Source organism: Pseudomonas sp. Irchel 3F6 (genome assembly GCF_900187595.1).
GTDB lineage: Bacteria > Pseudomonadota > Gammaproteobacteria > Pseudomonadales > Pseudomonadaceae > Aquipseudomonas > Aquipseudomonas siliginis.
Genome location: NZ_FYDP01000008.1, coordinates 298,208 through 309,868, shown reverse-complemented (window position 1 = coordinate 309,868; position 11,661 = coordinate 298,208). Strand labels below are relative to the sequence as shown.

Below are 11,661 nucleotides of genomic sequence, written 5' to 3'. Positions count from 1 at the left end.
TCAGCTCCTCGGATCAAAGGCATCTCGGCACGCTTCACCGATGAAAACCAACAAAGACAGGATCAGCGCCAAGGCAAAAAACGCCGTCAGCCCCAGCCACGGTGCCTGCAGATTGCGTTTGGCCTGGCCGATCAGTTCACCCAGCGATGCGGTGCCTGCGGGCATGCCGAAGCCGAGGAAATCCAGCGCGGTCAGGGTGGCGATGGCGCCGGTGAGAATGAACGGCAGGTAGGTGAGGGTGGAGGTCATGGCGTTGGGCAGAATGTGCCGGCGCATCAGTTCGCTGTCGGTCAGGCCCAGCGCGCGCGCGGCTTTCACGTATTCGAGATTGCGCCCCCGCAGGAACTCGGCGCGCACCACGTCGACCAGCGCCAGCCAGGAAAACAGCGCCATGATCCCCAGCAGCCACCAGAAACTCGGCGAGACGAAGCCGGACAGAATGATCAGCAGATACAGCACCGGCAGCCCCGACCAGATTTCCAGAACGCGCTGCCCGAGCAAGTCGACCCAGCCGCCGTAGTAGCCCTGCAAGGCCCCGGCGAGAATGCCGATCAACGCGCTGATCGCGGTGAGGATCAGCGCGAACAGAATCGAGATCCGCGTGCCGAAAATCACCCGCGCCAGAACATCACGAGCCTGATCGTCGGTGCCCAGCCAATTGCTCGATGACGGCGGGCTGGGCGCCGGTTCGGTGAGGTCGTAGTTGACCGTGTCGTAACTGAACGGGATCGGCGGAAACAGCATCCAGCCGCCCTGATCCTCGATCAGCTTGTGCACGTAACTGCTGGCGTAATCCGGCTGAAACGGCAGCTCGCCGCCGAAATCGGTTTCCAGATAATCGCTGAGGATCGGAAAGTAGAAGGCGTCGTGGTAGCGGATCACCAGCGGCTTGTCATTGGCGATCAGCTCGCCACCGAGGCAGATCAGGCACAGGCCGATAAACAGCCACAGCGACCAGCGCCCACGGCGGTTGGCCTTGAATTGCGCGACGCGGCGCTGGCCCAGAGGCGACAGTGTGAACATCAGGCAGTCCTCGCCGAGAAATCGATGCGCGGGTCGAGCAGGGTGTAGCAGAGGTCGCCGATCAGCTTGATCAGCAGGCCGAACAGGGTGAACAGAAACAGCGCGCCGAACACCACCGGATAGTCACGCGACACCGCCGCTTCGTAGCTCATGCGCCCGAGGCCGTCGAGGTTGAAGATGGTTTCGATCAGCAGGGAACCGGCGAAAAACACTTCGATCAGTGCCGACGGCACGCCGGCCACCACCAGCAGCATGGCGTTGCGAAACACGTGGCCGTACAGCACGCGCCGCTCGGTCAGGCCCTTGGCTCGTGCGGTGATCACGTACTGCCGGCTGATCTCGTTGAGAAAGCTGTTTTTGGTCAGGATCGTCAGCGTGGCGAAGCCGCCGATCACCAGCGCCGTGACCGGCAGTACGAGGTGCCAGAGGTAGTCGCCGACCTTGCCCAATGTGCTGAGGCTGTCGAAGTTGTCCGACACCAGCCCCTGCACCGGAAACCAGTTGACGTAGCTGCCCCCGGCGAACACCACGATCAACAGAATGGCGAAGAGAAACGCCGGCATCGCGTAGCCGACGATGATCGCCGTGCTGCTCCAGACATCGAAGGCGCTGCCGTTCTTGATTGCCTTGCGAATGCCCAGCGGGATTGAAATCACGTAGGTGATCAGCGTCGCCCACAAGCCCAGCGACAGCGACACCGGCAGCTTCTGCACGATCAGGTCGGTGACCTTGGCGCCGCGAAAGAAACTGTTGCCCAGATCCAGTTGTGCGTAGTTTTTCAGCAGCAGCCACAGGCGTTCGTGCAGCGGTTTGTCGAAGCCGTAATGGTGTTTGATTTCCTCGATCAGCGCCGGGTCCAGCCCACGGCTGCTGCGCCCGGCACCGCCGACCGCCGCGACTTCGCCGCCACCGCCCATGCTGTGCCCGCCAAAGCCTTGCAGGCGAGCGATGGCTTGTTCCACCGGGCCACCGGGTGCGGCCTGCACGATAAGAAAATTCACCACCAGAATGCACAACAGCGTGGGGATGATCAGCAGCAAACGGCGACTCAGATAACGCAGCATGTCACTGGCCTCCCGCAAGCTGAGCGCTCATTTGCTGAGTCGTCAGCGGCCTGGCCGAGACTTCCCACCAGGTGTTGAGACCTTCGTCATACGAAGGTTGCACGGCGGGTATGCCGAAGCGGTTCTGATACACCGTCGGCGTGCCTTTGGAGTAGTAGTTGGGAATCATGTAGTAACCCCATTGCAGCACCCGGTCGAGGGCGCGGGCGTAATGCACCATGGCTTCGCGGTTGTTGGCCTGGACCAGCCCGTCAATCAGTTGATCGATTGCCGGATCGGCCAGCACCATCGCGTTCGAGCTGCCGACTTGCGTGGCACTTTGCGAGCCGTACAGGCTGTACAACTCGCGGCCCGGGGACACGATCGGATCGCCACTGCGCGGGAAAGCGCAGACGATCATGTCGTAATCGCGGGCGTTGAGACGGTTGATGTATTGCGCCGAATCGATGCGGCGCAGATTGAGCGTGATGCCGATCTGCGCGAGGGTGCGTTTGAACGGCAGCAGCATGCGATCGAAGCCGCCCTGGCCATCGAGAAAGGTGAATTCCAGCGGCTCGCCGGCGGCGTTGACCAGACGATTGTTTTTCGCCGTCCAACCGGCTTCGGCGAGCAGCTTCAGCGCTTGCAGTTGCTTGTCGCGGATGTAGCCGCTGCCATCGGTTTTCGGCGCTTCATAGACCGTGGTGAACACCTCGTCAGGGACCTTGCCGCGCAGCGGTTCGAGGATCTTCAATTCCTCGGCATCGGGCAGGGCGCTGGCGGCCATTTCACTCTTGGGCCAGAAGCTGTTCTGACGCACGTAGAAGCCGCGCATCATCTGTTTGTTGGTCCACTCGAAATCCCAGAGCAGGCTGATCGCCTGACGCACGCGGCGATCCTTGAAGAACGGGTTCTGCAGGTTGAACACGAAGCCCTGAGCGGCGGTGGGTTTGTCCGGGGCGAGGATCGACTGTTGCAAACGACCGTCGCGCAATGCCGGGCTGTCATAGCCGACCACATAACCGGACGAGGAGAACTCGCGGTTGTAGTCGAACGCGCCGGCCTGCAACAGCTGGCGGGCGACGTCGGTGTCGCCGTAGAAATTCACCGTCAGGCTGTCGAAGTTGTACATGCCGCGACTGACCGGCAGGTCCTTGCCCCACCAGTCCGGGTCACGCTGGAAACTGATGCTGCGCCCGGCGTCGACCTTGCTCACCCGGTACGGGCCGCTGCCCAGCGGTGGCTCGAAGCCGCCGCCGTTGGCGAAGTCGCGGGTTTTCCACCAGTGCTCGGGCAGCACGCGCAGCGTCGCCAGATCCAGCGCGAGGGTGCGATTGAGGTTGTTCTTGAAGGTGAAACGGACCTGCCGTGGACCTTCGACCAGCACGTCCTGCACGTCGGCGTATTGCTGGCGGTAACTCAGGCTGCCCTTGGTCATCAGCAGGTTGAAGGTGTAGCGCACGTCTTCGGCGGTGATCGGCGTGCCGTCGGCAAAGCGTGCCTTGGGGTTGAGGGTGAAGCGCACCCACAAACCTTCGGGATCGCGCTCGATCTGCTGCGCGACCAGAGCGTAAACCGTGTAGGGCTCGTCCAGCGATCGGAACGCCAGCGGCGCGTAGACCCAATCATTGACCTGCACCACCGAAATGCCCTGATCGGCATACGGCGTGATGTAGTTGTACTGACCGATCTCCATCGACGCACGGCTGAGCGAACCGCCCTTGGGCGCGTCAGGGTTAACAAAATCGAAATGCTTGAAGCCGGCCGGATAGTTCGGCGCTTCGCCGTACACCGTCAGCGCATAACTGCCGCCGGCCAGCGCCGAAGTGCCGAAGCACAGCAGCGCACTGCCGAGCAGCAGGCCAGCCATGTTGCGCAAAAAACTCATGAAGTCACCCTTGAAATCCCTGAAGGAACCCGGACCCCCGGTGGGAGCGAGCCCTTGTGGCGAGGGGATTTATCCCCGATCGGCTGCGCAGCAGTCGCAAGATCAATGCATGCGGTACTTCTGATGCTCCGCGTTGGCAGGTCTTGGGGGCGCTTCGCACCCCATCGGGGATAAATCCCCTCACCACAAAGGTTCGCTCCCACAGGGGGAAACGTTTTATTTGGGGTTAGAAGTGGTAAGTCATGCGCGCAAACAATGTCCGGCCCAGCGGGTCGGTGTAGCGCGGGTCATAGCCGCTCTGGAAGTTGTAGGCCTGGTTGGAGAACGGCGGGTTGCGGTCGAAAACGTTCTTCATTCCGGCATCAACGTCGAGCACTTTGTTGAAGGTGTAACCGGCCGACAGATCCCACACCGAATACGACGCCACCCGCGCGTGCGTCTCGCGGTCGTAATCGTTGTAACCGGTGGTGAAGCGGTTGGTCAGCGCTGCTCGCGCCGCACCCAGGCTCCAGCTGCCGGTGAGGTTGTGCTTCCAGCGCGCGATCACGCCGTCACCCTGAAAGTCGCCGACCTTGTCGGTGAACGGGCCTTTGATGGTGCTCTGGAAGTCGTACTCGTCGACATAGGTGCCTTGCAGGCCGAGGCCGAACTGACCGTACGGCGTGTTCGGGAAGCGATAGTCGAGCGACACATCGACACCGTTGGTCTCGACGATGCCGAGGTTGGCGTTGCCGGTGACGATGTAGTTGAGCGTGCCGTCGGCGTTGCGCACGAAGCGGTCCGGGTAGGAGCCAGCCTGATCGAACACGGTGGATTCCGGGAACGGCTGGATCTGGTTGGAGATGTGAATCCACCAGAAATCCAGACCCACTGACAGATTGCTGATCGGCTGGTAGACGAAGCCCAACGTCACGTTGCGCGCCTTCTCCGGGGCCAGATCTTCGTTGCCACCGATCTGGTTGAGGAACTGCTGACCGCAATCGCGGCCGCCGTTGCCGCCCGGTTGCACCACGCCGCCGGTACACAGCACCGGATCGTTGTAGAAACCCTGGGTGAAGGTGATGCTGCGCGGCGAATACAGTTCATACAGCGACGGCGCGCGGAAACCTTCGCTGTAGGCGCCACGCACCACCAGCTCTTTCAACGGCTGATAACGGAACGAGTATTTCGGGTTGGTGGTGCTGCCGAAGTCGCTGTATTTGTCGTGGCGCACAGCGGCGGACAATTCAAGGCTGTCGAGCACCGGCACGTTGAGTTCGGCATAGGCGGCCTTGACGCTGCGGTCGCCCTCGACGCTGCCGGCCGGGTCGATGCCGAGGCTCTGGATGTCGCCGGCGAACGACTCGAAGTCCTGATGGAATTTCTCCTTGCGGTACTCGCCGCCCAGCGCCAGACCGGACGGACCTGCGCCGAACCAGTCGCCGATTTCACGGCTGACGCGACCATCGAACCCGGCCACGCGACCCACGGCTGTGGAGTAGGCGCCGTGGTACGCGGCGGCATCGATGTACTGCTGGCCGGCAGCGGTCTGCGGGCCGAACGGGTTGAGCAAACCGCTGGCCAGCCCGTCAATCATCGCCTGATCGCTGACATAGCCACTGGTGACGCTGGAGACGATTTTGTTCTGGTTGTACGAGGCGCCGACGTTGTAATCCCAGCCGCCAACCAGACCATCGAAGCTCAGCAGAAAGCGCTGGCTGGTGTTCTGGTCTTTCGATTCACGCGGGCCGGCGGCAGTCTCGCGCCAGTTGACGTCGACTGGCTGCGTCGGGTCGAGGGCGAAATCGGTGGGCGCCGGGGTGATGCCGTTGCCGGGGTAGTAGGGCGACGAAGCGTCAAGGCTCAGACCGGTCAGTGGCGCCGGGCCGACGGCGACGGCGTTGTTGTTGCGCGACCAGAAATATTCAAGGTTGGCGTTGTGATCATCGCCGAGCTTGGCAGTGGTCTTGCCGAAGAACGAGGTCTTCTCGGTCTGTGGCACCAGATCGATGTATTCACGGGTGCTGAAGCGGCACAAGCCGTCGCGGGCGATCAGGTTGGGGCCGTTGCAATTGCTGTTGGCCAACGGGTTGGTGGCGTTGCCGTTCTGGCTGTAGTTGCCGGGGAACGCGGTGCCGGAAGTCTGATCGAGACCGCGACCGGGCGCATAGTCGGTGGCGAAGGAGCGGTCGTTGGCGTCGAGGTTCTGCTGCTTGTTGTAGTTGAACACGCCGAGGACGTTGAAGCGGTCTTCTTCCAGATCGCCGTAGCCCCAACTGGCGCTCATGTCTTTGGTCGCGCCGCCACCGCTGTGGGTCGGCGTTTCGCCGCCCAGGGTCAGGGCGCCATCGGTGAGAGATTTTTTGGTGATGAAGTTGATCACACCGCCGATGGCGTCGGTGCCGTACAGGGCCGAGGCGCCGTCGCGCAGCACTTCCACGCGCTCGATGGCGGCGAACGGGATCATGTTCAGGTCCACCGCTCCGCCGGCCGAGTTGGTCCCCGACAGGGCGTTGTTGGCCAGGCGTCGACCATTGAGCAGCACCAGCGTCTTGTTCGCGCCGATGCCGCGCATGTCGGCAAACGACGCACCGCCCGTTGCCGCGCCGACAGAGCCGGCGCTGTTGTTGATCGACTGGCTGCCGGTGATGCGCTGCACCAGTTCGGCGGTGGTGGTCACGCCCTGTTTGCGCAGCTCGTCAGCCTTGAGGATGGTGATCGGCACCGCCGTTTCCGCATCGACCCGGCGAATCGCCGAACCGGTCACTTCGACCCGTTGCAGTTGCGTGGTCGGCGCCGCCACGACAGCAGCTGCCGGCGTGGCACTGTTGTCGTCCTCGGCCGCTTGCACGGTTCCGGCGCCCATCCCCATGGCCACCAGATACAGCGGAACAAAACGGTGGCGAGACATCGTTGCCACCAAAGGTTTGAGCGTGAAGCGTGGAGTGTTCATCAGCATGGTTGTTTCCGATTTTCAGACGTTATCGAATTGGCCTTGTGAGCCGCTCATTGCTCCGCTTCCGGTGATACCGCGCGCGGAAAACCACTTTCTTCAAGCAAGCCGATCCCCTCCGAAGACGCGGGGCGTTTTTTCGGTCGGCCGGGTGCGACGGGATTTCTTTCAGCGGCGCCGGGCGGGTGTTTCAACACCCATCCGGCACCGCACTCAGTGGGTGGTCATCACCGAAATCTTGCTGATGCCGGAGCGCTCGATCGATGCCATCGCCTTGGCCACCTGGCCGTAATTGACGGCGGCATCGGCCTGCAACTGCACGCGCACGTCGGCGTCCTTGGCCTTGACCTCCTTTAGATTGGCCTCGAGGGATTCCGGGGCCAGTTCGGTCTTGGCCAGATAGAACTTGCCGTTCTGATCGACGCTGACCACCACCGGGTCTTTCTTTTCGGCAGGGGCGACGGCGTCGGTTTTCGGCAGGTTGACCTTGATCGCGTTGGTCATTAGCGGCGCGGTGACAATGAACACCACCAGCAGCACGAGCATCACGTCGACCAGCGGCGTGACGTTCATTTCGCTGAGCACTTCATCGCTGTCTTGGGTAGAAAAGGACATCAGCTGGCCTCCCGCACGGCGTTGGTGCTTTTGCTGGCGATGGCCTGGCGGCTGATGGAAAACGCACTGCGCGAGGCGAGGGCGTCGAAGTCGTGGGCGAAGTCGTCCATGTCCGCCGAGGCGAGTTTCAGCCGACGCAGGAAGAAGTTGTAGATCAGCACCGCCGGCACCGCGACGGCGATGCCCACGCCAGTGGCGATCAGCGCGTGGCCGATAGGCCCGGCGACCGCTTCAAGGCTGGCCGAGCCGGTTTCGCCGATGCTTTGCAGGGCTTCCATGATTCCCCACACGGTGCCGAACAGGCCAATGAACGGCGCGGTGCTGCCGATACTGGCGAGAATCGCCTGGCCGTTTTCCAGCGAGCGACGTTCTTTCTGGATCTGCTGGCGCAGGTTGCGTTCCAGGCGGTCGGAGCGGTTGATGGTGTGCGCCAGTTGCTGCGTGGTGCGCGGCGAATCTTCCACCAGCAGGGCTTCGAAACCACTGCTGGCGATGCGCGCCAGCGAGCCCGGATACTGGCTGGCGTGTTCGGCGGCGGTGAGCAGGTCCGGCGCGCTCCAGAAGGCTTTGGCGAACTGTTTGTTCTGCGCTTTCTGACGCAAGTACTGGGCCGACTTGACCAGCAGGATCGCCCAACTGACCACGGAAAACAGCACCAGACCCCAGAGCACACCGGGGACAATCATCGAAGACAGTGAATCGTTCATGGCTACACCTCGCTTGCGTTAATCAGTAATGAATCGGTTGCGCCGTCATTGCGGCAATTTGAAATCGATGGTCTGGGTGGCGAAGCCGTCGATCGGCGTGTCACCGCGCTTGGCCGGAATGAACTTCCAGTTCTTCACCGCCGCGACGGCCGCCTCATCCAGTTGCGGTTTGCCGCTGGACTTGGTCACCGTCACCGCACCGGCACGGCCGTTAGCGAGCACCTGAATGCGCAGCACCACGCTGCCTTCCCAGTTGCGGCGCAGCGCCAGCGACGGGTATTCCGGCGGCGGGTTGCCAAGGCTGGCCAGGCCGGAAATCGCCGCCGACTCCTTGACCGGAGCGGGCGCAGCAGGTGGTGCCGGTGGTGCGCTCGGTGTCGTCGGCGCCGCAGGTGCGGCAGGTTGCGCCGGGGCTGGCGGCGCTTTCGGTGGCTCGACTTTCTTCACCGGTTTGGGTTTCTCGACCGGTTTTGGTTTTTCGATTGGCTTGGGCTTCTCCACCGGTTTGGGCGGCGGCTTGACCGCGTCCTCGTCTTCCACCGGCTGCTCGGGTTCCGGCGGCGGTGGAGGCGGGGGCGGCGGTGGTGGTTCCGGTGTCGATGGGGCCGGAGGCGTCGGGCTGGTCAGCTCGACGGTCATTTCCGGAATTTCCGGCGGCGTCGGCAGTGGCTCCGGCCGCGCCTGATGGAAGAACCACCACGCGCCGCCGTGTATCAGCGCCGACACGGCGATCAGCAAGAGCATCTGTGGTTTGTTCAACCCGCCGGGTCGTGACGTATTGGCTGTAAACGCCGGCCTGCCCGTTGCCGGCGGGACCGGTGCTTGCCGCAACGGCCCCGGCAGGGTTCTGTGCTTTACCGCATCGTTCATTAAAGCTCCCTCGGGTCAGATGAAGGGCAATAAGGTGCCGTCCGAACATATGGCTGATGTTCGAGTGAGTGGGTGCAACTTTCTTCAAGGTGTACGCGAGCCGATAGTTGGACTATCTGTTTAAACGGCCTCGAACAAACTTAATGGCTTAGTAGCATCTATATCGATTGTTCATTATCCATTCCGTGGCTTGTTGTTGTGCGGAGACGTGAGCTGTCTCAGGTTTGTTACAGTTTGCAACAGGTGTGCCAGATGTTGCTGAAACCGGTTGAACGCATATCTTCGGTGTTACTGATGTCGCATTTATATAAGTTTCAAATTCGCATACGGTTTATTCAGCGCGAAGCGGTTCTCAAGTCCTCGCAGAAGGGCTTTTTCCAGAGCGAGTCAGAGGGAACGCTGTATCACGCCAATCGACGGGATAGAGCGGCTGCTCGGTGATCAGGCTTAGCACCTATCGGTGCGTAGCGAATCGATTTGGTGCAGGTCAGTCATTCAGCGGCTCACGGGACAAGTTCCTTATTTTGATTCTGGAGTATTGGTAACTGCATCACATTTGGGCGTGCGCTTTTGGTGCAGCTTCAATGACGGGTAGTCATTGTTCGAGAATCTTGTTGTTGTGCCTTTTATTAATTGCCGTATTTAAAAAATAAATAACACTCGGCGCCCGGCGATCGCTCGATCGCCAGGCACGCAAAGTGTGCATTGGGTTTCAGGTAATAAAGGAGAAGCGCGCCAGGCTGAATAGGTTCGGCTGAACTTGGGGCTGGATTTGCGAGTAAGTCGGGTATGTCGTACGGCGGAGCATTTGAAGATTCACGGGTGAACTCCTTGTTGCCAGCTCGGACAGGCGAACTTTTGGTTCGCTGTCGCACCTTACAAGAACGCGGATAGCGTTCGATGAATGCTCTTGGTGCGGGATGGGCACCGCCAGCGCTGATTGGCGAAGGTTGATTTCGCAAGTCGGCAGTGCATGGGAAAAGCGTGCCAATCACGACACATTTGCAGAATTTTCTACGTCATGCCAGCCAGCCATCTACCCTGTGCAAAGGCCTTATTGGGGGAACGGTCATGTACCAGCTCTACGGGCACAAGAATTCCGGCGCGGCTGCCATCGAGGCGGCACTGGAGTTGTGCCAGATCGCCTATCGCTTCATTGATACCGAAGCCAGCGCCGAGGCCGACGAAGCGCTGGGCAAACTCAATCCGCTGAAACAGATACCGACCCTGCAACTGCCGGACGGCAGCGCCATGACCGAAAGTGCGGCGATCCTGATTCACTTGGGCCTGACGTTTCCCAAGTCCGGCCTGCTGCCGAGCAAGGCTGCCGATCGTGATCAGGCGATTCGCGGCCTCGCCTATATCGTCAGCAATTGCTACGCAGCGGTCGGCATCATCGATTACCCCGAGCGCTGGTTGAGCACGCCCGACGAGAGCGCACGGCAAAACCTGATCGCCGGCACCCGCCAGCGCCTGCACTTCAGTTGGGAGGTGTTTGCCGATCAGTTTTCCGGGGAGCTGTATCTGGATGATGAAACGCCCGGCGCACTGGATGTGCTGGCGGCCGTGGTGAGCCGCTGGGCCGGCAGCCGCGAACACCTGCGCCAGACCCGCCCGGGCTTTTATGCATGGCTGCAAAGGATCGACCGGCACCCGGTGCTGGCACCGGTGTTTGAGCGGCATTGGCCGTCTCAAGGCTGACCGATACATGAATGTGGGAGCGAGCCTGCTCGCGAAAGCGGTCTGTCAGTCAAAGATGTATCGACTGACCTGGCGCATTCGCGAGCAGGCTCGCTCCCACAAGGGGATCACGGCGGTGGGCTCAGTCGCCGCGAATGTACTGCTCCAGCTGTTTGATCAGTTCGGCCTGTTCCGCAATCGCCTCTTTCACCAGGTCGCCGATCGACAACAGGCCGATCAACTGGCCGTCCTCGACCACCGGCAAGTGGCGCAGGCGTTTGTCCGACATGATGCCAAGGCAGGTGTCGACGGTTTGTCGGGTATCCACGGTGATCACGTCCTTGACCATGATGTCGCGCACTGGCGTGCCCACCGAAGAGCGTCCGTGCAGTACCAGTTTGCGTGCGTAATCGCGCTCGCTGATGATGCCGACCACTTTGTCGTCTTCGACCACCAGCAAGGCGCCGACGTTTTTCTCGGCCATCTTCATCAGCGCTTCGAGCACCATGTGATCGGGTTTGATCTGGTGCACTTCCTGATTTTTCTGATCTTTGAGCTTGAGCAGTTGGGCGACGGTCTTCATGGCGGTTACTCAGGTGTTGTCGTTGTTCATCAAGCATCGTAGACGCAGCTGCGCAGAGCAAGGTGGCAAAGCGGCAGTTAGCGTGCAAAAAACGCCATTTGCCGGAAAAAACATCTTTGTATCGGTGAATGAAGCATCTGTGGCTAGGGGATTTATCTGTAACAAGGGGGATTATCTGTGGCAGAGGATTTATCTGTGGCAATAAGATTTATCTGTGGTGATGGGATTTATCTGTGGCGAGGGGATTTATCCCCGCTGGCCTGCGCAGCAGCCCCTTTCATTAAAAGCGGGGCCGCTTCGCGGCCAGCGGGGATAAATCC

General features: G+C 61.0%; 9 protein-coding genes. 1 reads left to right on the top strand and 8 read right to left on the bottom strand.

The window, feature by feature from the left end; all coding sequences use genetic code 11:
* The 7 genes from CKW30_RS24120 to CKW30_RS24090 all read right to left on the bottom strand — a co-directional run bounded on the left by CKW30_RS24120 (position 1) and on the right by CKW30_RS24090 (position 9,078).
* Positions 1-1,023 (bottom strand): ABC transporter permease, encoded by a 1,023-nt coding sequence (locus CKW30_RS24120; protein ID WP_056788667.1) that lies wholly within the window; start codon positions 1,021-1,023, stop codon positions 1-3.
* Positions 1,023-2,087 (bottom strand): microcin C ABC transporter permease YejB, encoded by a 1,065-nt coding sequence (locus tag CKW30_RS24115; protein ID WP_095182131.1) that lies wholly within the window; start codon positions 2,085-2,087, stop codon positions 1,023-1,025. Before CKW30_RS24115 ends, CKW30_RS24120 begins: the two co-directional genes overlap by 1 nt.
* A 1-nt stretch (position 2,088) precedes the next feature.
* Entirely contained in the window at positions 2,089-3,954 is a 1,866-nt protein-coding gene (locus CKW30_RS24110; RefSeq protein WP_095182130.1) for an extracellular solute-binding protein, read from the bottom strand.
* Positions 3,955-4,180: 226 nt separating this feature from the next.
* Positions 4,181-6,892 (bottom strand): TonB-dependent receptor, encoded by a 2,712-nt coding sequence (locus tag CKW30_RS24105; protein WP_177434234.1) that lies wholly within the window; start codon positions 6,890-6,892, stop codon positions 4,181-4,183.
* Positions 6,893-7,099: 207 nt separating this feature from the next.
* Positions 7,100-7,501, bottom strand: coding sequence for a biopolymer transporter ExbD (locus CKW30_RS24100; protein ID WP_095182129.1), 402 nt, complete (start codon positions 7,499-7,501; stop codon positions 7,100-7,102).
* Positions 7,501-8,208 (bottom strand): MotA/TolQ/ExbB proton channel family protein, encoded by a 708-nt coding sequence (locus CKW30_RS24095; protein WP_095182128.1) that lies wholly within the window; start codon positions 8,206-8,208, stop codon positions 7,501-7,503. The genes CKW30_RS24100 and CKW30_RS24095 overlap by 1 nt, the downstream gene beginning before the upstream one ends.
* Before the next feature lie 45 nt (positions 8,209-8,253).
* Complete coding sequence (locus CKW30_RS24090; protein ID WP_095182127.1) at positions 8,254-9,078, bottom strand: energy transducer TonB; 825 nt, start codon at positions 9,076-9,078, stop codon at positions 8,254-8,256.
* Positions 9,079-10,149: 1,071 nt separating this feature from the next.
* On the opposite strand from CKW30_RS24090, the gene CKW30_RS24080 reads away from it, so the two are divergent.
* Positions 10,150-10,779 (top strand): glutathione S-transferase N-terminal domain-containing protein, encoded by a 630-nt coding sequence (locus CKW30_RS24080; protein ID WP_095182125.1) that lies wholly within the window; start codon positions 10,150-10,152, stop codon positions 10,777-10,779.
* Between the two features lie 121 nt (positions 10,780-10,900).
* Here CKW30_RS24080 and CKW30_RS24075 read toward each other — a convergent pair whose 3' ends face one another.
* The gene (locus CKW30_RS24075; RefSeq protein ID WP_041477195.1) at positions 10,901-11,341 is read right to left on the bottom strand and encodes a CBS domain-containing protein; all 441 of its coding nucleotides are present in this window, start codon (positions 11,339-11,341) and stop codon (positions 10,901-10,903) included.
* Positions 11,342-11,661 lie beyond the last annotated feature (320 nt).

Excerpts from the sequence above, each read along its gene's own strand:
- CKW30_RS24120 (WP_056788667.1), bottom strand. The coding sequence starts at position 1,023 with ATGTTCACACTGTCGCCTCTGGGCCAGCGCCGCGTCGCGCAATTCAAG.
- CKW30_RS24115 (WP_095182131.1), bottom strand. The coding sequence starts at position 2,087 with ATGCTGCGTTATCTGAGTCGCCGTTTGCTGCTGATCATCCCCACGCTG.
- CKW30_RS24110 (WP_095182130.1), bottom strand. The coding sequence starts at position 3,954 with ATGAGTTTTTTGCGCAACATGGCTGGCCTGCTGCTCGGCAGTGCGCTG.
- CKW30_RS24105 (WP_177434234.1), bottom strand. The coding sequence starts at position 6,892 with ATGCTGATGAACACTCCACGCTTCACGCTCAAACCTTTGGTGGCAACG.
- CKW30_RS24100 (WP_095182129.1), bottom strand. The coding sequence starts at position 7,501 with ATGTCCTTTTCTACCCAAGACAGCGATGAAGTGCTCAGCGAAATGAAC.
- CKW30_RS24095 (WP_095182128.1), bottom strand. The coding sequence starts at position 8,208 with ATGAACGATTCACTGTCTTCGATGATTGTCCCCGGTGTGCTCTGGGGT.
- CKW30_RS24090 (WP_095182127.1), bottom strand. The coding sequence starts at position 9,078 with ATGAACGATGCGGTAAAGCACAGAACCCTGCCGGGGCCGTTGCGGCAA.
- CKW30_RS24080 (WP_095182125.1), top strand. The coding sequence starts at position 10,150 with ATGTACCAGCTCTACGGGCACAAGAATTCCGGCGCGGCTGCCATCGAG.
- CKW30_RS24075 (WP_041477195.1), bottom strand. The coding sequence starts at position 11,341 with ATGAAGACCGTCGCCCAACTGCTCAAGCTCAAAGATCAGAAAAATCAG.